20 protein-coding genes, 1 tRNA gene and 1 pseudogene are annotated in these 26,673 nt (G+C 58.6%); 12 read left to right on the top strand and 10 right to left on the bottom strand.

All coding sequences use genetic code 11. From position 1 onward, the window contains the following. Positions 1 to 247: 247 nt before the first annotated feature. The 6 genes and pseudogenes from ggt to ASD52_RS27715 form a co-directional block, all read right to left on the bottom strand. Positions 248 to 1,840 (bottom strand): gamma-glutamyltransferase, encoded by a 1,593-nt coding sequence (gene ggt, locus ASD52_RS27700; RefSeq protein WP_057216522.1) that lies wholly within the window; start codon positions 1,838 to 1,840, stop codon positions 248 to 250. Between the two features lie 128 nt (positions 1,841 to 1,968). Further along, positions 1,969 to 2,149 (bottom strand): annotated as a pseudogene (locus ASD52_RS40380) (hypothetical protein). After that, positions 2,146 to 2,385, bottom strand: a complete 240-nt coding sequence (locus tag ASD52_RS27705) for a type II toxin-antitoxin system ParD family antitoxin (RefSeq protein ID WP_057226343.1) — start codon at positions 2,383 to 2,385, stop codon at positions 2,146 to 2,148. Before ASD52_RS27705 ends, ASD52_RS40380 begins: the two are co-directional and overlap by 4 nt. 48 nt (positions 2,386 to 2,433) lie before the next feature. Continuing rightward, positions 2,434 to 2,510: transfer RNA gene (locus tag ASD52_RS38870), tRNA-OTHER, on the bottom strand. Positions 2,511 to 3,171: 661 nt separating this feature from the next. Further along, positions 3,172 to 3,582 carry a GFA family protein gene (locus ASD52_RS37860; protein WP_082523528.1) on the bottom strand — a complete coding sequence of 137 codons (411 nt, stop codon included), beginning with the start codon at positions 3,580 to 3,582 and terminating at the stop codon, positions 3,172 to 3,174. Between the two features lie 342 nt (positions 3,583 to 3,924). Beyond that, positions 3,925 to 6,042: a carboxy terminal-processing peptidase gene (locus ASD52_RS27715; RefSeq protein WP_057226161.1), complete on the bottom strand. Its 2,118-nt coding sequence runs from the start codon at positions 6,040 to 6,042 to the stop codon at positions 3,925 to 3,927. 697 nt (positions 6,043 to 6,739) lie between these two features. Here ASD52_RS27715 and ASD52_RS27720 point away from each other — a divergent pair. From ASD52_RS27720 to ASD52_RS27740, 5 genes are all read left to right on the top strand, one after another. Next, positions 6,740 to 8,446, top strand: coding sequence for an arylsulfatase (locus ASD52_RS27720; RefSeq protein ID WP_057226163.1), 1,707 nt, complete (start codon positions 6,740 to 6,742; stop codon positions 8,444 to 8,446). An 81-nt stretch (positions 8,447 to 8,527) separates the two neighbouring features. Further along, positions 8,528 to 9,538 (top strand): HAD family hydrolase, encoded by a 1,011-nt coding sequence (locus ASD52_RS27725; RefSeq protein ID WP_057226165.1) that lies wholly within the window; start codon positions 8,528 to 8,530, stop codon positions 9,536 to 9,538. Between the two features lie 59 nt (positions 9,539 to 9,597). Continuing rightward, entirely contained in the window at positions 9,598 to 10,413 is an 816-nt protein-coding gene (locus tag ASD52_RS27730) for a hypothetical protein (protein ID WP_082571892.1), read from the top strand. 51 nt (positions 10,414 to 10,464) lie between these two features. After that, the gene (locus ASD52_RS27735; protein ID WP_057226167.1) at positions 10,465 to 10,674 is read left to right on the top strand and encodes a hypothetical protein; all 210 of its coding nucleotides are present in this window, start codon (positions 10,465 to 10,467) and stop codon (positions 10,672 to 10,674) included. Positions 10,675 to 10,895: 221 nt separating this feature from the next. Then, entirely contained in the window at positions 10,896 to 12,851 is a 1,956-nt protein-coding gene (locus ASD52_RS27740) for an alkyl sulfatase dimerization domain-containing protein (RefSeq protein WP_057226169.1), read from the top strand. 644 nt (positions 12,852 to 13,495) lie between these two features. On the opposite strand, the gene ASD52_RS27750 is transcribed toward ASD52_RS27740, so the two are convergent. Next, positions 13,496 to 14,410, bottom strand: a complete 915-nt coding sequence (locus tag ASD52_RS27750; RefSeq protein WP_057226172.1) for a hydrogen peroxide-inducible genes activator — start codon at positions 14,408 to 14,410, stop codon at positions 13,496 to 13,498. 115 nt (positions 14,411 to 14,525) lie between these two features. Here ASD52_RS27750 and nhaA point away from each other — a divergent pair, with 115 nt between their 5' ends. Continuing rightward, positions 14,526 to 15,770 (top strand): Na+/H+ antiporter NhaA, encoded by a 1,245-nt coding sequence (nhaA, locus tag ASD52_RS27755; protein WP_057226174.1) that lies wholly within the window; start codon positions 14,526 to 14,528, stop codon positions 15,768 to 15,770. A gap of 710 nt (positions 15,771 to 16,480) precedes the next feature. Here the strand turns inward: nhaA and katG are convergent. After that, positions 16,481 to 18,655: a catalase/peroxidase HPI gene (katG, locus tag ASD52_RS27760; RefSeq protein WP_057226175.1), complete on the bottom strand. Its 2,175-nt coding sequence runs from the start codon at positions 18,653 to 18,655 to the stop codon at positions 16,481 to 16,483. A gap of 165 nt (positions 18,656 to 18,820) precedes the next feature. Here katG and ASD52_RS27765 point away from each other — a divergent pair, with 165 nt between their 5' ends. After that, positions 18,821 to 19,738, top strand: coding sequence for a hydrogen peroxide-inducible genes activator (locus ASD52_RS27765; RefSeq protein ID WP_057226177.1), 918 nt, complete (start codon positions 18,821 to 18,823; stop codon positions 19,736 to 19,738). A 236-nt stretch (positions 19,739 to 19,974) separates the two neighbouring features. Beyond that, positions 19,975 to 21,348 carry a hypothetical protein gene (locus ASD52_RS27770; RefSeq protein WP_057226179.1) on the top strand — a complete coding sequence of 458 codons (1,374 nt, stop codon included), beginning with the start codon at positions 19,975 to 19,977 and terminating at the stop codon, positions 21,346 to 21,348. Between the two features lie 102 nt (positions 21,349 to 21,450). Here the strand turns inward: ASD52_RS27770 and ASD52_RS27775 are convergent, their stop codons facing one another. Continuing rightward, positions 21,451 to 22,416, bottom strand: a complete 966-nt coding sequence (locus tag ASD52_RS27775) for a hypothetical protein (RefSeq protein WP_025430579.1) — start codon at positions 22,414 to 22,416, stop codon at positions 21,451 to 21,453. A gap of 624 nt (positions 22,417 to 23,040) precedes the next feature. On the opposite strand from ASD52_RS27775, the gene ASD52_RS27780 reads away from it, so the two are divergent. The 4 genes from ASD52_RS27780 (at position 23,041) to ASD52_RS27795 (ending at position 25,775) form a co-directional block, all read left to right on the top strand. Next, positions 23,041 to 23,463 (top strand): cysteine rich repeat-containing protein, encoded by a 423-nt coding sequence (locus ASD52_RS27780; RefSeq protein WP_057206774.1) that lies wholly within the window; start codon positions 23,041 to 23,043, stop codon positions 23,461 to 23,463. Positions 23,464 to 23,487: 24 nt separating this feature from the next. Beyond that, positions 23,488 to 24,057: an OmpA family protein gene (locus ASD52_RS27785; protein ID WP_057226181.1), complete on the top strand. Its 570-nt coding sequence runs from the start codon at positions 23,488 to 23,490 to the stop codon at positions 24,055 to 24,057. Between the two features lie 280 nt (positions 24,058 to 24,337). After that, complete coding sequence (locus ASD52_RS27790; protein ID WP_156613046.1) at positions 24,338 to 24,784, top strand: hypothetical protein; 447 nt, start codon at positions 24,338 to 24,340, stop codon at positions 24,782 to 24,784. 148 nt (positions 24,785 to 24,932) lie between these two features. Next, positions 24,933 to 25,775 (top strand): polysaccharide lyase, encoded by an 843-nt coding sequence (locus ASD52_RS27795; RefSeq protein ID WP_244497534.1) that lies wholly within the window; start codon positions 24,933 to 24,935, stop codon positions 25,773 to 25,775. A gap of 429 nt (positions 25,776 to 26,204) precedes the next feature. Here ASD52_RS27795 and ASD52_RS27800 read toward each other — a convergent pair whose 3' ends face one another. After that, a complete protein-coding gene (locus tag ASD52_RS27800) occupies positions 26,205 to 26,507 on the bottom strand; it encodes a DUF2147 domain-containing protein (protein WP_057206768.1) in 303 nt (100 codons plus the stop codon). Between the last annotated feature and the right edge of the window lie 166 nt (positions 26,508 to 26,673).

Consider the following 26,673-nt stretch of genomic DNA (forward strand, 5'->3'; position numbering starts at 1 on the left):
GGTGGGCTCTCCCGCCAACGAAGCTTTTGATCGTAAGCCCATGCAAGAGTCCAACCATCACTTTGGTATTGAAGTAAGGAACAATGGTGACCAGCCGGAAGCCGGACGAGTAGCCCAGCAACCGCTCCGCTTGACCGAGGACTCGCTACAGAAGCGACCACCTCGTGCCCGCCGTCGCTGTAGCATACGGTGGCTGTCAAACACTTGGGAGAGCCGTCCATCTCATCACTCTACCTGTGAGGCAAAGTTAGTAGCCCAACGCCATCCCGTCCTTACGGGCGTCCGACCCTCCAATCAGAATGCCACGCTCCCAGTCAATCCGGATGGCCTGCGCTCCGCCGATGGCACGAAGGGACGGCTGAACCTTGAAGCCACGCCGTTCCAGTTCGGAGCCGATGCTCGTGCGGATGGCGTCCTCGGCTTCGACCGTCACTGTAGCGGGCAGCGGAAAGAGGCGCGGCAGGTCAATGGCGGTTTGAAGATCGAGACCGTAATCGTAGAGCCGGGATAACAGGTGAGCATGGCCCATAGCCTGGTAGTGGCCGCCCATCACACCGAACGGCATCACGACACGTCCGCCCTCGGCGACCATTCCCGGGATGATCGTATGCATCGGACGCTTGCGAGCCGCGATTTCGTTGGGGTGACCTGCCGCAAGCGAAAAGCTCTGACCGCGGTTGTGGAACAATACGCCTGAGCGTGGCGCCATCAGCCCACTGCCATAGGAACTGAATATCGAATTGATGAAGCTGACCGCGTTGCGGTCGCGATCCACCACGCAAACATAGACGGTATCCTTGTGCTCGACGGTGTCGAACGAGGGCAGCGGTTCGGTGACCCGATCGAGGGAGATGCTTTGGGCAAGGCGATCAGCAAGTGTGCTCGACAGCATGCGCTCGACGGCCCCATCCGACAAAGACGGATCGGCGACCATCGCGTCGCGCGCGGCGTAGGCGAGCCGTGTTGCCTCGAGGAGGAGATGCAGATCATCGGGGTCGAACGGGTCGTTGGATAGCGAGAAACGCGAGAGGATGTTGAGGATCAGCAGGGCGACGACGCCTTGGCCGTTCGGCGGGCATTCGTAGATGGTGCGGCCGCGATAGGTCGTGGAGATGGGTGTAACGTAGTCTCCTGCAGCGCTGGCGAAATCGTCCAGGGAGTGACAGCCGCCGAGGCCGCGCAGATAGTCCACCATGTCCTCGGCGATGGCGCCGCGATAGAAGGCGTCCCTGCCGCCGCGTGCGATCGCGTCGAGTGTATCCGCAAGCAAGGGCTGGCGCTGGACGCTGCCCATCGCCGGCGCCTCTCCCGCGACCAGGAAAGTGGCACGGGTGGTCGGGTGGGCAGCCAGGAGATCGCGCTGCATGCCCAGGTCGGCGGCGACACGGGGCGTCAGCGCATAGCCGTCGCGGGACATCGCGATTGCAGGCTGAAGCACCTCGGCCATCGACATCCGGCCGAAGTCGCTTAGGAGGCGGCACCAGGCATCGACCGCTCCAGGAACCGTGACCGCATGAGGAGAAGAGCGCTCGATTGCTGTCACATCGTCGGCACGCAGCGCATCGCGGCTCAGTGCTACTGGCGTCAGGCCCGAGCCGTTATACGCGCGAATGTCGGTGGATCCTTCCACCGCGATCATTGCGAAACAATCCCCACCAACACCAGTCGAACCTGCCTCGACTACTGACTGAACCGCGACGGCCGCCACCGCCGCATCGATGGCGTTCCCTCCCGCCTTCAGGATCTCGATGGCCGTCAGGGTTGAGGCCGGATGTGAGGTTGCCGCCATCCCGTGACGGGCGATGGCCAGCGACCGACCAGGATCTTCGAAGTTGCGCATGACGTCCCTAAAGTCTTCCCAGCTATCTGCTTCGTCAGTCCCCCGACGCCAGCGCAAGTGACTTTGGCCAGGGGTCGTGCATAGGGTGGTGGGGCACAGCGGGTACAGCCGTGCAAATCTCCGCGCAGTCAGTGACTATCCGACCCCTGCATCCACTGCGGGATATCGCGCTTGGCATGAAGCACACGCCACACGTCGATGCAGCCGGCCTGTCGATGAAGCCCAGCGCGACATCAATCGCAGCCTCGCGTGCGTAATAATCTACGGTCACTTCATGCGCGCCAATGGAATAATCGGTTTGTTCTTCACTTGCCCTGCCGACCACGAACTCGATCGCGCAACCCGGTGAAATAAGCGGCGTCGGGCGGTTCAGTCTGCGCAGAGGAGGCTCCGTCAAGCAACAGCCTGCGTAACGTGAGCCGGTCCTGATCTCGACGGATCAATTCTCGGATATACTCACTGCTCGACCCATAGCCCCGCCCAGCGACTTGCTCATCTACGAAGCTCTTCAGATAGTCCGGCAGGGAAATGTTCATTGTACTCATAGGAACGAGCATAGCCGCATGGCAAAAATTGGCAACGACGTCCGCCGGCTGAAATGGCAGCATTCGCACCTGCGACCTTCTGGTTAGAGGCAGACGAGCTACCGGGCTGCTATACGCCGACTTCAGAATTGAAAACGAACCCAGCTGCTCCAGTTTATAAAGTACGGGTAAACACGCTCAGGAGGAGCAGTTATGAGCAGAAACACCGTTATTGGCGTCATTGTCGCCGTAGTCGTAATCATCCTTGCCGTTGTCTTCCTACTCCCTGGCAAAACGACCACAACGGAAACAGCGACACCGCCGGCGACTACGACTGAGCCGACGACTCAGCCCCCGACGACCCAGCCTTCAACGACTGCGCCAGCTCAATAGGGTATACCGACGAGACTACTGTGAGCACGCGACCGACGCCGAGTATCGCGCGAGACGGCGGTCATTGAGTGGACGCGCCTTCGTAACTGGTGAGGCTATGCCTCGAAATTTGATGGTTCGCCCAGACACTTCGAGAGATTTCATCCTCGGTCGCCCATTCGGCATCGGAATCGTTGAGTAGGGTTAGAAACCCACTCTTGCCCTCGACTTCTTCTGGCGATCGATACCCCTGCTCGCACTCCTCGCAGTGTGCGTAGACATCTCCGGTTTCGCTCTCACGAAAGAGAAAAAGCCGGCCGTTCTGACAGCTCGGGCAGTTGCCTGCGTGAAATTGCATCATGGCGGGTCAGAATCCTCACTATGTTGCCAGCTTATGGCCAGTGATTAGGCCACGCGGTCACCTGCCGATTCATCCTAATGTTGGCCGATTGGGAGACCTTGGAAAGGCTCTACCGTGTCGGCGACCTTCACCCACTTATGTTTCGATTGCTCGAATACTGATATGGCAGGTGGCGCGAACGCCGGGTCGGCAAATGAACCTACAGCCACCCCGATCCAGAACGGCGAGACATCGGCCTTCCAATAGACGGTTGAGCCGCAAGTTGGGCAAAAATGCATTCGGACCTTGCGACCGCTCTCGGCAGTACGAATGAATTCTGCAGACGTTCCAGATATTTCGACACAGTTAATCGAGTAGAACGCATTAGCGCTGAACGGTGCACCAGTTCTTCGCTGGCATGCGAAACAGTGACACAGCGCAGTCAATTGCGGCGGTTCGCGAAGCATCAGTTTAAGAGCGCCACAGGCGCATTGGGCATTGGCCATGGAAACTCCTCCCGCTTGCGCGGTGAGATTACGTTGCATTGGGGCTGAAGCGCAGGCCCGAACCGCAATTCCATTGCGGTAGGCGATGCGAAGGGGCTGAAACCTGATACAATTTCAGGAAGCACCCAAGGTAGATCGCGGAAATGCCGGAGTCTAGAAGAAACTCTTCGGACCGCCAAACGCGGTCATGCCTGATGTGAAGGGATCTGAACCCCAGTTCAGCATGCCGCGCTTACGACTGGACCATGGCGTGCTACGCCGTACTTCCCCTGTAATCATGCCGCCGCGAAGAACAGAGACATGATCGCAAGCGGCGCATACTGTTGCGCCGGCCGGGTACGATTATTTTCCTTCCGTGTTTTCCGATTGTCCTGTGGCCGCCTTCACCACCCCTTCCTGCAAATCCGCCTCATCGGCAAGAATGGCCGCGGCCTCGTCCAACAAAACGTCTTTTGCGTTCTTGCGGGCATTCTCAATGGCAATATCAGCACTCAGGCTACGCTCGTTTGCACGCAGGCCATCATCTTCGCCAGTATTTGCGCCATCGCCTGCTTGCGCCCGAGACTTCATTCGAATTTCTCGAGCCGTCAATTCCCTACGACGTTCGGCTTCATTGAGGGAGACAACCCCTTTGTTGCGCTGCGCTTCCACGTCCGCAATGTCTTCTAACAGGCGTTGGAAATCCGGATTACTCTCAACCCGAGCTTCATGGCGGCGTTGAAGTGTCGGCAACAACGCCGTTATGGTGCCGATGGGCTTATAGGTCGCAGGTTTGATCTGAGCCCACGGCAGGGCATTGTCATAACTGGTCTCGCCAAAGCGAGCCGGATCAGAAAAACTCGGCAAGCTGATATCAGGCGTCACACCGTGCAACTGCGTCGTGCCGCCGTTGATCCGGAAAAACTGCGCAATCGTGACTTTCAGGTCACCGAATTCGGGTTTGCTGTTGCGAACCACCTCGTCAAGATTCACGACAGTTTGAACGGTACCCTTACCGAAACTGGGTTCGCCAACGATAACGCCCCGACCGTAATCTTGGATTGCCGCTGCGAAAATCTCCGAAGCCGATGCCGACCCGCGATTGATGAGGACACCCACAGGGCCGGTCCAGACAGGCGCTGGAAAATCAGCGCTTGATACCGCGACCTTACCGTCGCTATCGCGTTGCTGAACGACCGGGCCACTGCCGATGAATAGGCCGGTCAAATCAATCGCCTCCTTCAGTGAACCGCCGCCATTGTTGCGCATATCAATGAGAACGCTGTCGACTTTTTCCTGCTTCAGTTCATCGAGAAGCTTTCGGACATCGCGGCTCGCGCTTCTATAGTCCTTGTCTCCTTTGCGCCGGGCTTCAAAATCCTCGTAGAATGCCGGCAGAGTAATCACCCCGATTTTACGCGTGGCTTCACCCACTTTCACAGACAGCACGGCCTTCTGGGCAGCCTGCTTTTCGAGGCTGATTTTATCGCGCACCAGGCTGATGATCCGATGGGTGGCATCGGCTCCGGCATCCGCCGGCAGGATATCCAGGCGCACGACGGTGCCCTTTTTCCCTCGTATCATTTGCACAACCTCATCAAGGCGCGTGCCAACCACTTCTTTTATCGCCCCATTCTTGCCTTGACCCACGCCAGTAATGCGGTCTCCGACCGAGAGCTTACCCGACAACTGAGCCGGTCCGCCAGGCACGAGTTCACGGATCGTCGTGTAGTCGTCGCGTTCCTGCAGTGACGCACCGATACCAACGAGTGAAAGTTTCATTGCGATATTGAAATCGGCCGAAGCGGTCGCGCCGAAGTAGTCCGTGTGTGGGTCGGTCGACGTTGTGTAGGCGTTCATGAACGACTGGAAAACGTCATCGCTTTTATACTTGTAAGCTCGCTGCAAAGCGTTTGCATATCGCTTGTCGAGTGTTTCGCGAATGGCCGCGTCGGTCTTGCCGCCCAGTTTCAACCGCAACCAGTCGCTTTTGACGCGTTTGCGCCAAAGTTCATTGCTCTCGGCCTCCGACTGCGGCCACGGCGCTTTATCGCGCAGCACGGAAAAGTTCTCCTGCGCACCGAAATCGAAGTCCTGCTTAAGCAAGTCGCGCGCAAAGTTCATTCGGTCGACAACGCGCTTTGCATAAACGTTGAAGATTGCAAATGGGATGTCCAAGTTTTTCCGTTCGATGGCGTCGTCGATCTCGTTGCGGTCCGACATGAACCTGTCGATGTCCGCTTGCAGAAAGAGCGCATGGTCTGGATCAAGTGATTGGATGAACCGATCCATGATCCTGGCCGACAAGGCGTCGTCGAGTGGAACGGGCTTATAGCTGAAGCGCGTGAGAAATTCTGCACTCAACTGAGCGGCTTGTGCCTGTTGCTTAAGCGGCTCCAAAACAGGCGGTGAGGCGACTTCAGCAAATGCGGACTGTACGATTGCCAGAAACGCACCAAGGAAAACGTATGATATGCGCATTCTGATCGATCCAATTCTTGATGCCGAGTGTCACTCCACGATCTAGGTGAAGCAATTATGGCTTTTTGGCAACCGGATGGATCATGCGCTCATCCAACGACCCCTTCGGCTGAAGGGTTCACGCAAGACTGCGAGCGCAAAGGAGCGTCGGCAAAACCCTGGTTCTGCGGCTGGCTCTAAAATGGGCCGCCGAGGTGCCGCTTTTGGCATCATGCAACCCTGGACTTCAGCATCGAGAGGGCGGGATGGAGATTAAGAAGGCAGCCCACGGGCCCATGTTTGAGTAAGGCGTTGGTGTTACTCATTAACGTCTAGTTATCGAAAGTGCAGATTTTTCGACTGCAGCGTGCTTCCAATGAGAATGCAAGTCTTGAAATACCCCACCTCCTGCACCATGATCATGTGTGTGCCAAGCGATTTCACGGCGCATGCATGGGCATATCTTTTGGCGCTACGGGCGGCGGATCCACAAGCAATGTTTAAGTGGAGGCTGTTCGACCTGATGCTATGCAGACCTGGCCAAACTAGACCCGTTTGATCTGAGCCGTTTTAAGAATTAGAGAGCAGCTTTGCAGTGTCGCGCTGCACACTTTCGACTGTGTCGCAATGGCGGCACCTACGCCTTCGCATTCAACTCTTCTTGTGCATCAAATCTGGTGAATGAACCTTGCAAGGTTCTCTGAGGGAGGGACGTGAAATGCCTCGCATAAGAACGACGTGCATCGCAGCAGCATTAACTGCAGTGAGTAGTCTTTGGGCCGGCACCGCTATCGTGCAGGCGCAGGAAACCAAGCCCAACATTCTGTTTATCATGGGCGATGACATCGGCTGGATGCAACCCAGTATCTATCATCAGGGCTTGATGGTCGGCGAAACGCCCAACATCGATCGCATCGGCAATGAGGGTGCGAAATTTATGACCTATTATGCCGAGCAAAGCTGCACGGCTGGTCGTACCGCCTTCATCACCGGCATGCAGCCGGTGCGCGTCGGCATGGTACTGCCGGAAATTCCCGGAAGCCCGTCCTACCTGCGGGCAGGCACGCCTCACCTTGCTCGGTTCCTGAACGATCTCGGCTACTCGACAGGCGAATTCGGCAAGAACCATCTCGGGGATACCACCGAGTCCCTGCCGACTGCCCATGGTTTTCAGGAGTTCTGGGGCTATCTCTATCACCTCGACGCAATGCAGGGCGTGAGCTTCCCCGACATCAACAAGACGCCGACAGAGCAGGGGATCGCACCTCCTTGCAGGAATACGCCAATCCCCGGGCTGACCGAGAATCCTGCGGCGGTCGATCCGAAGACAACAACGTGCCTGACACCACCGCGTCCCATGCTATCGTGCGCTTCCTCCGACGGAACCCCTGAGAATCAATCTTGCAAGGACGAAGGGCCGTTGACACTGGAACGCTCCAAGACGATTGACGAAGAAATCTCCGGCAAGGTCATCGACTTCCTCGACAGGAACGACCCTGAGAAAACCAAGAAGCCCTTCTTCGTCTGGTACAATCCGGCACGCATGCACATCACCACCGTGCTGCCGGACAAGTACCTGAACATGGTTGGCGAGCCGGGCGGCAAGGACTGGGGCGTCAACGAAGCCGGTATGAAGCAAATGGACGACAACATCGGCTACGTGCTGAAGAAGCTCGAGGAGATGGGAGAACTCGACAACACCATAGTCGTCTTTACCACCGACAACGGTGCCGAGACGATTACCTTTCCCGACGGCGGCACCACTCCGTTCAAGGGCGGAAAGCTTAGCACCTGGGAAGGTGGCATGCGCGCTCCGCTGGTCGTGCGCTGGCCGGGCCATATCGAACCGGGAACGGTCAAGAACGAGATCTTCGCATCACTCGATTGGCTGCCGACATTGGTGAACATTGCTGGCGGCCCGAAGGGTGATGGACTCAAGAAGGAGATCGAAGCGGGCAAGTATCCGAAAGTTGTCAAAACCACTCTCGACGGGATCGATCAGCGCGACTTCCTGGAAGGTAAAGCACCATCCGCACGCGACTCCTTCTTGTACTATTCCGGCAAAGAGCCGTCGGCGGTCCGCTTCAAAAACTGGAAGATGTATTTCGCGATGGTGTCTGACGATCCGGCTGGCTTCATTGCCGGGGTGCAGCCCTATTCCTGGACACAGGTCGTCAACATCAAGCGTGATCCGTTCGAAACTTCGGTCGGTCAGCAGATCAAGACACTCTTCGGCATGGGGGGCGCGATCGCCTCGCCTTCGACCGCCTATGTCTATGACTGGAACATCCTGCCCATCGGGCAGCAGCTATGGCTGAAGCATCTCGAGACCTACATCAACTTTCCGCCGCTGCAGGACCCTGCAAGTTATAATCTTGAGCAGGTCATGCAGCAAGTTAAGGAAATGAAGACAGGTCACGACTGAAACGCTGTCGAATAGCGACACCATAACGGACGCTCTTCGGGGCGTCCGCATTCTTGTTTTATCCGGGATGGAGGGTTCGACATGCGTTCGGGTCACCTGACTGTAATTTATCTCTGGCTGTATGCGCTCCTCGCGGCCACTGCGGCTCAAGCTCAATCCGATCCCCTGCCCTCGTGGAACGACAACGTGGCCAAGCAGGCAATCGTGGAGTTCGTGCAGGCGACCACCGACAATACAAAGCCCACTTTCGTGCCGCCCGAAGAAAGGATCGCAACCTTCGATCAGGATGGTACGCTTTGGGTCGAACACCCGATGTACAGCCAGGTGATATACTGCCTGGAGCGGGTTCCGGCTCTGGTGAAGGAAAAACCGGAGTTGAAGGACATCGAGCCTTTCAAGACCGTGCTGACCGGCGACAGGGAAGCGATCGCCAAGCTCCCCATGGCGGATCTCGAAAAGATCCTTGCTGCCACGCTTACCGGCATGACGGTGGACCAGTTCGAGGCCGAGGTCAGCAAGTGGATCGCATCGGCAAAGGATCTGCGATGGAAGCGCCCCTTTACCGAACTCACCTACCAGCCCATGAAGGAGGTTCTTGGTTATCTGCGCGACAATGGCTTTAAGACCTACATCGTCACAGGCGGCGGCCAGGACTTCGTGCGTGTCTACTCCGAGAGCACATACGGGATCCCTCCTGAACAGGTGGTGGGTACAGCCGGAGGAACGACCTATGGATATGGAAAGGACGGAAAGCCCTTCCTGACCAAGGATCCCAAGCTTCTCCTCAATGACAACAATGCCGGAAAACCGGAGGGAATCCATCTGATGATTGGGAAACAACCGATCATCGCTTTCGGCAATTCAACGGGCGACAAGGAGATGCTCGAATATACCGAAGCGGGGGACGGCCCCCGGCTTTCCGTTCTCTTGCTGCATGACGACGCAGAACGAGAATATGCCTATGGCCCGGCAAATGGTTTGCCTGAGACCAAGGTCGGCACTTTCACGCAGGAACTTTACGACGAAGCCATCAAGGACGGCTGGATCGTCATCAGCATGAAAAACGACTGGAGACGAGTGTTCGCGGACTGACCGAACAGCTTCGCCAGCTCATACGCATTTCAATTTGCCCTGAAACGCAGGAGGTCGTTATGAAACCCAGAACTGCTGTCTTTCTTTCCGTATTCCTTGCCACGAGCCAATTTCTCATCCCCGGCTCGGTTTTGGCGCAGGACGCCAATACACCGCCGCACGTTCCGCTTGCCAAAACGATCGGCCAGGTAAAAGCGACAGGGCCTGTTCCGTCGCTTTTCGTCCTCAACTCTGCGGGCGCAAAGTTGGAGGGAACCACACTCACAATGACGGGCGTTTCGATGAATTCAATCGTCTTCGCCGATCGGCCAGTTCGTGCGGCCGGGCACCTCTCGACCGAGCAGTTCGTCATGCAATGGGACGAAGGTAAGGGCAGTTTTTCCACAGATCCGCCCAATGCCACGATTTCGGTCCTTGGCGGGAACGGGTCGAAGGTCGAAGATGCTGTAGTGACGATTATGAAGCCAAAGCTCTCAGGTGGGAACCTGACGTTCGAAGTGGCGGTCCTTGAAGGAAGTCTTTCGGGCGGAACCGGCCCTGCAGCGCTGTTCATCGACCGCGGCGGCTTTGGCGGCGGTGGCTTTGGCGGTGGTGGTGGCTTTGGCGGGGGTGGCCGTGACTTTGGCGGCGGGGGCTTCCACGGAGGTTTCGCCGGCGGCGATCGAATGGGGGCCGACGTTCATGTGAACGATGTCCACGCCAACTATTGGCACGCTCCAGATTATCATGGCGCTTGGTATGCCGGCGCCGGGCTTGCAACCGGGGCCGCAATTGGCGCAGCCGCCACCGCGCCCTACCGCTACGGCTACGGCTATGCCAACCCTTACTACAACAACTACAACCAGTGTGGATATTACCCCTATCCGCCCTGCTAAAAGTTGTTCACTGAAAGTGGTTCGAAATCTGTCAAGACAAGGCGGAGTGACGTGCAAGAGCCCGTCGCTCCGATCAAGCGACCCGATCTCTTCAATCTGCGCGGAGCCTGCCAACAGGAGCTGCTCGCGGCCGACGACGTTACCGCTTTCTTTCGTGGACGGGGCGCCGAGTTGAAGGAGGGTTTGCTCGATCGTCAAGGCACTGACGAGCGCAATGTTCGGGTGCGCGTGCTGAGCAACTCGCTCGGTTCGAACAACTAGCTCGCCGCGCATTCGGTCTATGCCAAAACCCGCAGGCGCCGCCCGAGAACGGCCTGGAGCTTAACGACCTGCTCGTAGTCCTGATGGTGGCGCCTAACTGTCGAAGGGAGAAGGCCGTGAGCAGACTACTTAGACTTTGGGCATTTGGTGCAATTGTTGCCGGGTCACTCGCAGGCGCGTCGATTGCACAAGATCAACAACATTTTAGTTCGAAGGGAAAGATGCCGTCTCAATTCACTATCGAGGCGCAACAACGCCAACGGCAGCTTCTACCTTTTGCCGACAAACGAGACTTCGCGGAAGCTGAACGCGGTTTCATTGCTGCTCCATCGTTTCGCAAGATCATCAACGACAAGGGCGACGTGGCCTGGAACATGGACAACTGGGATTTCCTCTTGAAGGGAAAGGACTTCGACAGCATTCACCCGTCGCTGCAGCGTCAAGCTTTGCTCAACATGGAATATGGCCTGTTCGAGGTCATTCCGGGCATCTATCAGGTGCGCGGCTTCGATCTCGCCAACATATCGTTCATCAAGGGCGATACTGGTTGGATCATAATCGATCCCCTGACGGTCAAGGAAACGGCGCGTGCCGCCCTGAAATTCGTCAATGAAAAACTTGGCGAAAGACCCGTCGTCGCCGTGATCATTTCGCATTCCCACGGAGACCACTTCGGCGGTGTTCGTGGCGTCGTCGATGATGCCGCGCTCGCAGCCGGCAAGGTCCAGATCATTGCTCCGAAAGGATTTATGAACGAGGCAATCGCCGAAAACCTCTACGCGGGAAACGTCATGACCCGCCGCAAGACGTACACCTATGGCGACCTTATCCCGCCGAGCCCCTATGGCCATGTCGACGCCTCAATCGGCAAGGCTGTCGCCAGCGGAGACGTCGGTATTCTGCCCCCGACCATCACCATCGACAAACCCATTCAGGAACTCACCATCGATGGGGTTAGGATGGTTTTCCAAAACACCCCGGGAACCGAAGCGCCGGCGGAGATGAATACCTGGTTTCCGGACCTCAAGGCCTTCTGGGCTGCCGAGAACATCGTCGGCAGCCTTCACAACATCCTGACATTGCGAGGCGCCCCCGTGCGGGATGCATTGGCTTGGTCGCAATACATCAACGTCGCGATCTACGAGTTCGGCAGCAAGGCCGATGTAATGTTTGCATCCCATAGCTGGCCACGTTGGGGGAGAGAACGGATTACCGAAGTGATGCGCGGTGAGCGCGACATGTATGCCAACCTGAACAATCAGGTCCTGCATCTGGCGAACACGGGCGTAACCATAAACCAGATTCACAATGTCTACGAACCGCCGAAGAGCCTGCAGGAGCAGTGGTACGCCCGCGGCTATCACGGCTCCTACCAGCATAATAGCCGAGCCGTCATCCAGCGCTATCTCGGCTTCTGGGACCTGAACCCGGCGACGCTGGTTCCGTTGTCGCCAGAGGATTCCGCACCACTCTACATCGAGATGATGGGCGGCGCTTCCAAGGTGATGGCCAAGGGTCATGATCTGAACGCTAAGGGCGACTATCGGCTTGCGACCGAAATCCTCAACAAGCTCGTCTATGCGGAGCCGAACAATCAGGACGCAAAGGATCTGCTCGCCGACACCTACGAGCAAATGGGCTACCAATTCGAGAGTCCCAGTCTCCGGCATAGCTTCTTGGCTGGCGCGAAAGAACTGCGAGACGGCGTCATTGCCGTGAAGGCAGCCAAGGCAGGTAGTCCCGACTTCGTGCGCGGCACCGGTACGGAGCAATTCCTCAACTACCTCGGTATCCAGATGGACAGCCGCAAGGCCGAAGGAATGAACTTCAAGATCAATCTGTTGACGCCAGACAATGGCGAGACGTTCGTTGTCGAGATGAACAATGCCACTTTGACAACCATTGCCGGCTATCAGGCCGACGATGCCGATCTGACGATCACCATCGATCGCGGTGAACTCGAGGATGTAATGATCGGCACGGCGAAGCTGTCGGATAAGGTCTCTGCCGGGAAGGCAAAGATGGACGGCAATCCGCAGGTTCTTAGCCAGCTCGCGTCGACCATGGTCGAATTTGACAATTGGTTCGAGGTCCTGCCGGGGACAAAGAAGCAGACCGCGGTGCTGCCAAAGCCAGAGCTTCTGCAGGACGATGCGACCTACTACCAAGGGCCTTAAGGGCGGCAACTAATGGCCACAACAATAGAGCCGCGGGCAAACTCAAATCATGTCCCCCTGGAACCGTCCCGAGATCCAGCGACCTCGATTTTGGGATCGGCGCCCCTCCTCCAATGGCTTCGGCATTAACCTGATGTCCGGTTTAGATGACGAGAATCCTCTGCCTTGAAGAATGAGATCGGTGCCGATGGGCAGAGGACACCAGTGGCGAGCGGCTTCTGGCCGACGGCTTCACGACACGGATGTGCTCCAGAAATTACCGATCTACAGGCCAATTAGGTCATGCGTCCAAGAACAGACCGATCTGACAATCGGCGGTGATGATAAGCGAACCTCCTAAGTGTTCTCGTGGTGGAGGCGACCGAGCAGCTCACTTTTGGCGAATCCTCAGATCCCTCCGGTCCCATCCAGTGGCACAACCTCGATATCGTGGTGCCTACCGCCAAAAAAGAGTCTCCCGCGCCGTTGATCTCGCAAAGTGCGGAAGGCTCTCTCCTCGAGATGCCCCGACAGCTTCCCACCGGCTTGGGAGCTGGCTTCTCTTCGGGCCAGAAGCAGACGAAGGTCCGGCAGGAGTGCCGCCAATTGCGGTTGCAGATGATGTCACGACGATAATCCAAACCAAGTTTGGGATCGAACAGAACTCACTGCGTTGACACGGCCCATGGAGCCACGCACTTTGCTATCAATTCCGCTAGCGCGTTGTAGCTGGCCTGTCGTGGAGATGAGTTGCGCCAAACCATATGAATGTCGCGTGAGGGTGCCCTAGACGATAGCGGTCGCGCTGTCACCAGCGTCTCCCGCATGACATCGGACCTAACATAAAGCGCCGGTAGCAGGGTCAACCCCATTCCGCATGCAACCATCAAGCGCAGCGTGTCCAGCGTGTTCCCAGCATAGTCTTTCGCATGTATCGCGCCCACATCGCTACAAAGCACCGCGATCTGGTCGTGGATTCTATGGCCGTGCTCCATCGAAAGGATAGTTTCTCCCGCAAGCTGTCCCGGCTCGATCGTTTCCTGCTGCGCAAGGGGATGATCGGATGGAAGCACGAGGTGAAGGGGTTCTCGAATCAGTCGAACGGAACAAAACTCGGAATCATCGACGCCGCATGGAAGAAGCAGCACGTCATGTGCACCGTCCGATAGTTTTTTCGGCAGGTTCTCAAGGCGGTCCTCCCGCACCACAATCCGCAGGCCTGGGTAATCCTGTTTGATTGACCGCATGGCAACAGACAGAACGTAGGCTCCAACAGTTTGAACAACGCCCATCTGTAATGTGCCCTGGAGGCCGGAAGTCTGGTCGTGTCTGGCGACTTCACGGATATCCCCGAGTTTGGCCAGCACCTCTCTGGCCCGGCACACCACCTCCTCGCCTGTTGGCGTAAGGCCGACGCGTGAGCGTGTACGCTCGACCAGATGTGCATCGAGTCGAAGTTCAAGCTCCCGAAGCTGCATGCTCAAGGTGGGTTGAGTGACATGGCATATCTCGGCAGCCCGACTAAAGTTGAGCGTGTCGGCAATGGCAACCAGATAACGAAGCTGTTGGATACTGGGCATACCCTCCCTTATAGATAAGCTCTATAAGAGGCAACATAGCTATCGATTTCCTTCGATCGATAGAACGTGATCAGTTGAAGGACATCCGTCCTTCAAACTGAGAATTGCTTAATCCATGATTAATTCAGCGCTCGCGGCCAAGCGCCCCGCGTCACCCCTCCGTGCCTTTCTCGACAACCACGCCTCCGGCGGCATCATTCTAATGCTCGCCGCTGCAGCTGCGCTGATCGTCGCCAATTCGCCGTTCGGCTCGTCCTATGAACAGGCACTGCACGTCTACGTGGGCGGTTTGTCTGTCCTGCACTGGATCAACGACGGACTGATGGCGTTTTTCTTTCTGATGGTCGGTCTTGAGATCAAACGGGAGGTACTTGACGGACAACTATCGACATGGTCGCGCCGCGTCCTTCCCGGAAGTGCTGCAGTCGGCGGCATGGTGGGTCCGGCATTGATTTATCTTGCCTTCAACCTAGGTGAGAGCGGACATCCGAACGGATGGGCAATCCCTGCTGCGACGGATATCGCGTTCGCCCTTGGGGTGCTGTCGCTTCTTGGTCCACGGGTGCCAATATCTCTCCGGGTCTTTCTCACAGCACTCGCCATTATCGATGATCTTGGAGCCGTTGTGATCATCGCCTTGTTCTATACAAGCTCGTTGAGCGGCCTAGCGCTGGCTGGCGCAGCGGCGGTCACCGTCGCACTCGCGGCATTGAACAGGACAAACGTGAAGCACCTGCTTCCCTATTTCGCTCTAGGTGCGGTCCTCTGGTTCCTCGTTCTGCAATCCGGCGTTCACGCAACGCTGGCTGGCGTAATCCTTGCGCTGACCATCCCATTGCGTTCAGATCCTGCAAAGCCCGACGACATGTCGTCACCGCTTCACAAAGCGGAGCATGGGTTGGCTCCGTGGGTCACCTTCCTGATTGTTCCTCTCTTCGGTTTCGCAAACGCCGGAGTGTCCTTCGACGGGATGACGGTTTCATCACTCGCCGAACCAGTTCCGCTTGGCATCGCGCTGGGCTTGTTTGCGGGAAAACAGCTCGGCGTTTTTCTGGCGTCAGCTGCTGTCATCCGTCTGGGCTGGGCGCGACTGCCTAGCGGCGCGAGCTGGAAACAGGTCTATGGGGTAGCGATGCTCTGCGGGATCGGATTCACGATGTCTCTGTTCGTTGGACTGCTCGCATTCCCTGATGCGATTGCGCTTCAAAACGAGTTGAAACTTGGTGTGTTGCTCGGTTCGGTCTCGTCGGCCATTTTTGGTGCTGTGTTGCTGCGGGCCCCAGCAACAAAAGACGCCCAGCGCTCCAACAAAAGGACGTCTCGGGACCAAGGAACCGAAGTTCACGGAACTTCCCAATAACCGCCATGCGGCTGGCAGCTCCTACGAACAAGAGGTTTTGAAGCCTTGCTTGGCACAGTGTCGTGTCCTCGCTCATGCGACAGGCGACACGCCATCGCGTCGGCCAATCGCAAGTTAAGTCAAAATGGTATCAACAGATTAGCTTGGCGCCTTGAGCCGCTGATTTTGGGGTTGGAGCCGCCAAGTGCGAAGCACGCGGCTTTCCTGAACAGGATGGCCGCCGTTTCTGCCCGGACGGGCTGTTCGAACAGCCGTTCACGCCGAGTCTGGCCCGGAGAACAACAGCTTCCCGGCTTTATAACGCCCTGCCCCTCGCGGTGGCAGCCGTGGCAGACCTCTTGAATTGCGTCGAACGAGGAATATCCGCTCTTTTGCGATAGCACGGAACCAGACGTCGGCGGCGCCGTTAAGGTTGCGTCTTGCAACGGAGGAACGGCAACAATGGAAAAAGAAGCTGAAGCGCACAAATCGAAAGAAAACGATCGCCGGGATAGTTCCAAACCTGGCACGATCGTCGCCGGCCCGGAAGCCCACGCGCGGGAAGCGGCTGGAAAGATGCCGTCAAGTCGGAGTGCCAAATCCGAAAAGCCTGCGAAGAAACCGGCAAGCCGTTCCTAGCGTTCGAGCATGAATGCGGATGTCTAGGGACGGCGGATCCGAGGGCCTCCCCCGTTTGACGGGGGAAGGCGTTGACTGGGTGATCCCAGGGATCATGCAGCCAGATCGAAACGATCCGCATTCATGACCTTGGTCCAGGCCGCAACGAAGTCCTTGACGAACTTCTCCCTGTTGTCATCCTGGGCATAGACCTCCGCATAGGCGCGAAGTACGGAGTTCGAGCCGAAAACAAGGTCGACGCGGGTCGCCGTGTATTTGGTTACGCCGGTCTTGCGGTCGCGGATTTCGTACAGGTTGTTGCCCGCCGGAACCCAGGAATAGCCCATGTCTGTCAGCGTGGCGAAGAAGTCTGTCGTCAACGCGCCGACGTGGCTCGTGAAGACGCCGTGCGCTGTGCCTGCATGGTTCGTGCCGATGACGCGGAGACCACCGACGAGCGCCGTCATCTCGGGCGCGGTCAGGCCCATGAGCTGGGCGCGATCGAGCAGCAACTCTTCCGGGCTCACCACATAGTCCTTCTTCTGCCAGTTGCGGAAGCCATCGGCGAGCGGCTCGAGAGGAGCGAAGCCGTCGGCGTCCGTCCGCTCGGCGGTCGCATCGCCACGCCCTGCGGCGAAGGGCACTTCGATGTCGAAGCCTGCGGCCCTTGCCGCCTGCTCGACGCCGTAGTTGCCGGCGAGCACGATCACGTCGGCAAGGCTGGCACCCGATGCCGCGGCAATCGGTTCGAGAACGGAAAGAACACGGGACAGACGTGCGGGCTCATTGCCCTCCCAGTCCTTCTGCGGGGCAAGGCGGATGCGGGCACCGTTTGCGCCACCACGGAAATCCGAACCGCGGAAGGTGCGGGCGCTGTCCCATGCCGTGGCAACCAGATCCGCGATGGAAAGACCTGCTGCCGCGATCTTCGCCTTGACGCCCCCGATATCGTAGTCCTTGCGGCCGGCCGGGATCGGATCCTGCCAGACGAGGTCCTCGGCCGGCACATCAGGGCCGAGATAGCGGGACTTCGGACCCATGTCGCGGTGCGTCAGCTTGAACCAGGCGCGCGCGAAGGCATCCGAAAAGGCCGTGAAGTCGTTCCTGAAGCGAAGCGAGATTTCGCGGTAGATCGGGTCCACCTTCAGCGCCATATCCGCATCGGTCATCATCGGAATGGTGCGGATCGAGGGATCCTCGACGTCGACTGGCTTGTCTTCCTCTGCGATGGTGATCGGCGCCCATTGAGAGGCGCCCGCAGGGCTGTGCGTCAGCGTCCATTCATGGTTGAACAGCATCTCGAAGAAGCCGTTGTCCCACTTCGTCGGCTCGGCGGTCCAGGCGCCCTCGATGCCCGAGACGACCGTGTTACGGCCGATGCCGCGACCCTTGGTGTTCATCCAGCCGAGGCCCTGGAATTCAGGGCCTGCGGCTTCCGGATCGGGGCTGAGGTCACCAGGGTTCCCGTTGCCGTGGGACTTGCCGATGGTGTGACCGCCGGCGGTGAGGGCCACGGTTTCCTCATCGTCCATGCCCATGCGCGCGAAGGTCTCGCGCATCTGTGCGGCGGTCGCCAGCGGATCGGATCTGCCGTTCACGCCCTCCGGGTTGACGTAGATGAGGCCCATCTGCACGGCAGCAAGCGGGTTTTCCAGCGTCTCTGGCTTGGAGACGTCGCCGTAGCGGCCGTCGCTCGGGGCGAGCCACTGCTTCTCGTCGCCCCAGTAGACGTCCCTTTCCGGCGCCCAGATGTCCTCGCGACCGAAGGCGAAGCCGAAGGTCTTCAGGCCGGCAACGTCGTAGGCGATGGTGCCGGCAAGCGCGATCAGGTCGGCCCAGGAAATCTTGTTGCCGTATTTCTTCTTGATCGGCCAAAGCAGGCGGCGACCCTTGTCGGTGTTGACATTGTCCGGCCAGGAATTGAGCGGGGCGAAGCGCTGGTTACCGGTGTTGGCGCCGCCGCGGCCGTCGGCGGCGCGGTAGGAGCCGGCCGCGTGCCACGTGACGCGCGCCATCATGCCGACATAGCTACCCCAGTCGGCCGGCCACCATTCCTGGCTGTCCGTCATCAGGGCGCGCAGGTCCGCCTTCAGCGCTTCCACGTCCAGCTTCTTGAGCTCCTCGCGATAGTTGAACCCCTTGCCCAGCGGATTGGTCTTGCTGTCGTGCTGGTGCAGGATGTCGAGGTTGAGTGCGTTGGGCCACCATTCCATGACGGAGTTGCCGAGAGCCGTGGCGCCGCCGTGCATGACCGGACACTTGCCGGCCGTGGTTGTCTTCATATCCATTTGGTCCTCCAACGGGTTTTCTTCAATCTAGGGACACTGGAAGGCTTCGCGGGCACACCTCTTGGGTCAGCGCCACCGGCAAGTGCCTTCCGAGTGGCCAATCAGTAACAAGCCCCCTTCATAAATTCCAATTGTATATTCTAAAGGCAGCGATATGGTGAGATTATGAATGGCCTGACCATGAAACATCTCCGCTATTTTGACGCCCTTGCCAGGATCGGCCATTTCGGCCGCGCCGCGGAGAGCTGCGCCATCTCACAGCCCGCGCTATCCGTGCAGATAAGGGAACTGGAGGAGCTGCTTGGCGCGCCGCTCGTGGAAAGAGGTGGGCGCCGCATACGGCTGACGGGTCTCGGCGAGGAGTTCGTCGGCCGCACCCGCGCCATCCTTCGCGCGGTCGACGAACTGGCAGATCTTGGGCGGGCGGCCCATGGGCCGCTCGCGGGCCGCCTTCGTCTTGGAATCATTCCGACGGTCGCGCCCTATCTCTTGCCAACCATTATAAAGTCGCTGGCACAGCTCTATCCGGGGCTCGATCCGCGGCCGCGTGAGGCGATCACACAAAGATTGATCGAGGACTTGGCGGAGGCGAAACTGGATATCGCCATCGTCGCGCTACCGATTTCGGAGCCAGCCCTGGAGGAAATCCCGCTTTTTGACGAGGAATTCGTGCTGGTACGGCCCCTGGAGGATGCGGGTAAGCCGGTGCCGGCTTCGGAAAGACTGCATGAAATGCGCCTGCTCCTGCTGGAGGAGGGACATTGCTTCCGCGACCAGGCCCTGTCCGTCTGCAACCTCACGACCGCGTCGACGCGCGATGTGATGGAGGGGAGCTCGCTTTCGACGCTCGTTCAGATGGTGGGTGCGGGCATAGGCGTGACGCTTATCCCGCAGATGGCCATCGAGACCGAAACGCGGTCCTCTTCGGTCTGCGTGTCCCGGCTTGCCGGCCCCCGTCCGACCCGAACGATCGGGATGGTCTGGCGAAAGACCAATCCACTGTCGACGCAGTTCGCTCGGATCGCCGACATCGTGCGCGAAGCCGGACTGAGCAGGCAGAGGCAAATGGATGCCGCCGCGTGAAAGGACGCTGCTAGGCCGGTCACCGGCTGGCGACAACAGGCAATCGCAGGTTCCCAGCCGTTGCGGGACCTCCTTGGATGCCGAAGCTCCACGCCCAGCGATCCCCGGCGGCACATCACGTTTTGAAATGAACGGTCACTTAATATGACTTCCCATTCCGGGTCAGTCCGGTCATGTAACGATTGAAGGTCGTCCGACTCACCGCTCGACGACGAACGGACCAAAGAGCTGACAGTATGGAAAACCCGATCGCATTGAATCGCCTTGCCGAGAACAACGTCTTTCGCAAAGGTGATGTTTTCGTTCTCTTCGGCGAACTGTTCGGCCGCGGATACGCAACTGGCCTGCTCGACCAAGCGCGGCAGGCTGGCATGGAGATCGTGGGGATCACGGTCGGTCGTCGCGACGAGAACAACGCGCTGCGGCCTCTGGACGCCGAGGAACTCTCTGCCGCCGAAGAGCGGCTGGGCGGCAGGATCATCAACATCCCCCTTATGGCCGGCTTCGATCTCGACGCTCCGGCAGGTGGCCCCACTCCGACTGATCTCCTGGCCAATATGACGCTGGAGAGCTGGGAACAGGACAGGCTCGACTGGGACTACATCCAGCAGTGCCGGGACATTGCCACTTCGCGCTTCACGAATTCGCTTTCACAGGTCATGGCCGTTCTCGACGGAATGATTGCCGACGGCCGCAATGTCATTTTCGCCCATACGATGGCCGGAGGCATCCCGAAAGCCAAGGTATTCCTGGTCGTTGCCAATCGGGTCTACAAGGGGCGTGGTCCCCGCCACATGTCATCGCAAGCCCTGCTTGATAGCGATATGGGCAAGCTCATCCTGCAGAATTTCGACGAAGTCTCCGCGATCACCTTTCGGCACCTCATCGAGTCCAGTTCGGCGATCCGCGCACGTGTAGAGGCATCGGGTGGTCAGGTGCGGTACACGGCCTACGGCTACCATGGAACGGCGGTCCTGATCGACGGCAGTTATCGCTGGCAGACCTACACCAACTACACCCAAGGTTACGCCAAGATGCGGCTCGAAGGCATCGCGCAGGACGCCTGGACGGCGGGTATCAAGGCAACCGTTTATAACTGCCCTGAAATCCGGACCAATTCCTCCGACGTCTTCACGGGTATCGAGCTTCCCCTGATACCGCTGCTGCTCGCCTTGAAGAAAGAGAACGGTGGCCAATGGGCCGAAGAACAGTGGCAGGCATGTGAGCGGCTTCTGGCAGACGGCTTCACGATGACGGATGTCATCCAGAAAATTACCAATATGCAGGCCAACGAGGTCATGCGTCCGTTCTATGATTTCTCGGCGTGGCCCATGGCAAACAGCCAGGCACAATCCGATCTGACCATCGGCACGTCCAACGAGATCACGCAGATGCATCGGGACGGCAAGGCGATGATCAGCGACCACCTGAGTGCCCTCGTGGTGGAGGCGACCGGGCAGCTGATTTTTGGCGAAACCTCGGATCCCTCCGGTCCCGTCCAGTGGCTCAACCACGACATAGTGGCGCGCCGACTTAACGCATCCCACGTGCAAAAGCAGGCGCCCGCGATCTCGCATGGGGCGATAGGCTCTCACCTCGAGGTTGCCTGACAGCTTCCCAATCTAGCTTGGACAGTCGTTTCTCTTAGGGGCCAGAACGAGACGAAGGTCCGGCAGGAGTGCGCCAACCGTAGCCAATTTGGCGTCTTCGGTTCACCGCACGACGGGTTCACCATGATAGCGGCGGTTTGACGGCTTTGACACGCCGAATCCAACTTCCATCATCAGGCGCGGCGACTGTTTTGCCAATGTTCCCATATGAAAGCCAAAAGGATCCTCCACAAAACCCGTACCCGCGTTTCCGATCATGGTAATGGCACTGTCCTCACCGTAGAAGCCCAGCACCTCATCTGCCGGATGCCCGACAAGTAGCGTCAGTTGATGCTTGACACGTCGGCGGTTGTGGCTGCCCCGCACATAAACATGCGGCCCGGCGTCCGCATCGACGTCGGTGAGGTAGAAGAAGAACTTCAACATCCGCCAATCGTCGAGATCGAAATGGAACTTGAACGAGGCGCGGCTGAGATCGGCCTCTGAAGCAGACTTCGTCGGAAAGCTCCACCAAGTTCGCGTCGTGATGAGTTTGGCTTGGCCGCCGAGATAGTGCCTTGCCACGTTGAGGAGCAATGGGTCCCGCTGCACGGCCAAAGCGGCATCGCACTGCAGAACCCGCTCGAAATGATGGCCGCTCAGTATCGTGCGGCCAAAACGCCGCTCGGCGTCCGCGTGCTCATCGGCGAGAAACTCCACCTTGCGCTCGAAGTTGCCAAAACACGGCGTTTCGCGGCCGAACCGGGCGATTTCCTCGCGGATCGGCGCAGGCAGCGTCAGACCGGCAAAGATGCCGGTTCGCCTGAGTTCGGTCGCGATTGCCTCCGCCTGAAGGTTGCCGAACATCGAAGGCGTAGCGTCGTCAGTGGAGCGCACGGGTTTGGCGGTCAGCCAGTGGGCCTTGCGGAACGGCATTGTCCGCGCCAGCAGGAACATCGGCAGCCAGGCGGGATTCTCCCGCACGTCCGTTAGATAGGTTGGTACGCGTGCAGCCATGCGGCGGAACGCCCCGCCGCTGCGGGCTATGGTTTCCAGGTCGTTCGATTTGGATTTGGGTGTGTCGAACATCTGATATCCTTAAATGGCGACGAGGTTTTGGTGACAAAACCTTGTTCTTGACCCCACAGTCCCGGCCAAACAGTAAGCGCTAATGTTTGTGTTGCATTGCAGCAAAATTAAGATCGCGGGCATGTCGCGACCGGGTATGTCGATGGGCCGTCCAGCGACCAGCTCCGGATCCGGAGCTGCGGCGAATGACGTTGATGACGTCACGGGCGAACTCAGTTCCGTCTGCGCACTGCTCAACGACCACCCGAGACCGCTTTGAAAGCCGCGCCAAGTGTCACGAACCATTTGCGTTCCGGTGGCGCTCCGGCGACCAAGTCTTCAGCAGCCTACGCAATTCGATTTCGTGCGCATTTCAGGGTTGTTCCCGGGCGTTCGACCGTAGCGGTTGGCGCGCTCGGTCGAGCCGGTCGTCTCGTTGCCATGCATGGTGGCATCAACGACAAATGGTTCGTGGACATTCACGCGAACTGGCCGTGACGTTCTAGCCGGAGCTCGGTTGGGGCTCGTTGAAGCCGTATCCTACGATCAATGTAACCGTAACATACTTCCCCTCGCGCCCCCGATAGCGCAACAGATGTGTGCGGGGAGTTTCTCCGGCGATCAACCGTTCACTATGGGGGTAGCATGTCGATGAGAACCAGACTGTTAGGAGGGGCGCTGGTCGCGTTCCTCGCGCTGACGGGCGCGGCCCGTGCCGACACCATCAGCTTCGCCGATGCGGTGAGCACGCTCGCCAGCGACTGCGGATCCGACATTAAGAAGTTCTGCAAGGGCCTGAATCTCGGAAACGGCCGCATCCAGAACTGCTTGGTGGAGCATGCCGCGAAGGTCTCGCCCACCTGCACGGCAACACTGGCGGGCGTCACTGCCTCGATCGAGCAGCGCCTTGCCGCCCAGCAGTCGTTCACGACGATCTGCAAGCATTACGTCGCTCAGTACTGCGGCGACGTGAAAGGCGAGGGCAACATTCTTGCCTGCCTGAACAAGGCGACACGCGTGAAGGAAGGCCAGTGCGGCCAGGCTATCACCGATGCCGGATGGCGGTGAACAATGTTGAAGGGACACAGAATCATGAAGAGCTTTCGACTTGCAACGATGTTTGCCGCCGGACTGCTGCTGGCACCCGGCCACCTATTCTCGCAGGACCTCAGCGGCCCGCAGGTCGTGCGCACGCTCGACAGACTGGCGGGAGCCGCTCCCGCCGTAGACATCGCGTTGCTTGTGGAAGAAGCGGCTGCGAGTGCAGGCAAGGGCGTCGCCGCGCTTCCTAACTGGCAGAAACTTTCGCAGCTGTCGCAGCTCATCGTCGAGATCGACTTCGAGAACGATTCCGTCGCCATCGAACCGAAATCCTATCGTACCGTCGGCCTGATCGCCGACGCCCTGCATCATCCGAACCTGCGGCGCTACAAATTCCTTGTCGTCGGACACACGAGCTCAACGGGCGATGCTAAGCACAATCTGGATCTCAGCCAGAAGCGGGCGAATGCGATTACGGAGGCCCTATCGACGACATTCGCTGTCGCGCCGGACCGTCTGTTCGCGATCGGCGTCGGCGAGGAATGGCCAGTAGATCCGGCGAACCCGAAGGCTGCCGACAATCGGCGCGTTCAGCTCGTGAACCTCGGTCTCGTGAAGTAACATGAGTGATTGGTTTTTCATCCTGTAGTCAGGGGTCTCGCTGTCCCTGCCGGTTGCGTCAGAACCAGCATCGCCGCGCCATCGCGTGGCGATGCTGTGGGCGTTACGACCAAACTTGTAGCGGCCGTCACCTCGTGGGCAACATCGGCTGAGTTAGTTTCATTTCGTGACAAAATTGGATCTTTTTGGAGGGATCGTCATGAATATTATGCGAGGTGAGGTTGTCGGGATGTCTCAGCAGCTGACCGTCAACCCGGGTTCATACGAAAGGAGCCGCTGCATGACACATGCGGAGTTCCTCGTGTATCTTCGCCAAACTTATGCCGGCCTCTTCGATCCAAGCACGAGCGAGGAGGCTTGGTCCCTTTTCCTAACTGCGAACACGGGCTGGAACGAATTAATCGAAGAGTATGTGCGGCGTGTCGAAGTCTTCCTCGCCAAACACGGGCTGCTTTCCAAGCTCTACATTCGGCAAATAGAGGAAAAATGGGGTGGCCTTCGCTGCTATCTCAGTCCGACGAATGGCTATCGGCCGTCAGCAGAAGTAGCCGCCGCGCTTGGTGTGATCTACCACGAGATTGCGGAGCGATCCTACCACACGTGTGACGTCTGCGGTGGGGCCGGTCGATTGAATTCAAACAACGGCTGCTACCTAACCCGGTGCAACGACCACATCGCTGGCCGGAGGCTCGCAATAGACTGTCGCAAGATAGGAACGGAGCTCTAAGCACAAAATACGTTGCGAGTAGGGTGATATGGAGGAGATCGAATTGGATACCGCTGGCAACGCACCTGACGGGATTGGCGACGCCGCGACGCCGTTGTCCTGGGAAACCAACCTTGTTGACGGCTTCGAAGGCGACAACTTCTCGCCTATGGGTGGGCTCTATTACCGCGACAATGTCGAGCAACGTGCAGGCTCAGTCGAATTCCAGCGCGACGTCACCTTTGGTAGTGCCGGCGCGTTGAAGCTAAGCGTCCGACCGCTCTGGGAGGGCGAAGACGATCGAAGCGAGCGGGCGGAGGTGTGGGAACGCACGACACTGCGCGTACCATATGACAAGGCGGTCTGGTACGGCTTTTCCGTCAGGTTTGCCGATCCCATCCCGCAAGGGGATCACCGCCATGTGATCGCCCAATGGAAGCGCGAGATCGGTCCGGAGGCGAGGGGTGACTTCAGTCCGTTCCTGGCGCTTCGTCTCGTTCGCGGCCGACTGTTTGCGACCGTTGAGACCACTTTTCCGGTGATCCGTCGGCGCTCTTCTTTGTCGACCGACGCATCGGCCCTCACCCCGGTTTTTCTGCGGCCGGAAAAGCGGCAGATGCGTGCGCTGGTTGCCACCGACCCTGGCTGGAAGCCACAGGACGGGCGCCTGTTCACGGCCTACAGTGATCGCATCACCGTCATCCACCGGGGTAATGAGCTGCCGACGCCGCATAGTGGATGGATTGACTTTGCGGTGATGACCCGGCCGGGACCGGATGGCACAGGGCATATCGAACTCTTCGCCAACGACCGCTGGATCGTGACGGTCCGAGGCCATATCGGGCATGAAGAACATGGGCTTGGCTCTCGGCAGTATTTCAAGTTCGGCCCGTACCGCTCGGCGGCCCAAGGCGAATGGTCGCTCTACTTCGACAACTTTCGCCGCTCCACACGCAGTGAAGACGTTCTTGGACCCGCCGGACTTGCGGCGCTACGCTCAGCATCAGATTAAATTCGACCGACCGCTTGAAAGGATCCCGCAATCGCACCGTCCTGATCCTCGACCACGTCCAGAGGCGAGATCTCAACCGCGCCTGACGCGGAGGCCGCGCACGCCGATGTCGCCATGCCCGCCGGCCCCGTCTAACGTGACCTATTCCAGACGTTGTCAATGACGGTCGGTCCCGGCCCCGAGATGTCGGCCGCAGCCGAAGGAGCTGCCGCTGCGAGAGCTGCATGCAGCAAGTCAAAGTGCGACAGCGACCTTTTCGCGTCTAATAGGGCGCGCGGCGCTGTAGCGCGAGATATCCCTTTCGAGGCCCTGTCAAGCCGCTGTGCCCGATCCACTTGCCCGGCCGATCACCGGAATTTAATCCCGGTGCGAGAACCGCAGGTCCCGACAGAAACGCCGGTATGTTACCGTATCATCTGGTCCCGCGGACTAAAGGCGTGACCATTTCTGCGACTCGCAGACTATCTTCATCACGCAGCCCTTGAGGGTGACCGTGTCGCCAGAGACGCTGATGGTTCCGTTGTAGGTCTTCTTCGCGTCAGGATCGGTGATCTTGCCAGAATAGCTGCCGCTATCTCCTTCAAACGTGCCGATCTTCTCGCCTGCATGTTTGCCGCTCTTCAGCGTAATGCAGAAGCCGCCGCCGCACGGCTCGATCGCGGCGGTGTCGCCGAGCGTCGTCTTCCAGTTTCCGACGATCGGGTCGGCTGCGCTCGCCAGTCCGGTCGACATTAGTAGCGCTGTGACGGAGATCAGGATGGGTTTCACGGCAACGTCCTCGCATGGCTGGCCCACAACGGGCCGATGTCCGATTTGGACCACACATCCGCTGCCAACCGCAAGAAACTCGCCGTATGTTACGGTAACCTACATGGCGTCGTCCGGATTCTGTGCCATC

The organism is Ensifer sp. Root142 (assembly GCF_001426785.1).
GTDB lineage: Bacteria > Pseudomonadota > Alphaproteobacteria > Rhizobiales > Rhizobiaceae > Ensifer > Ensifer canadensis.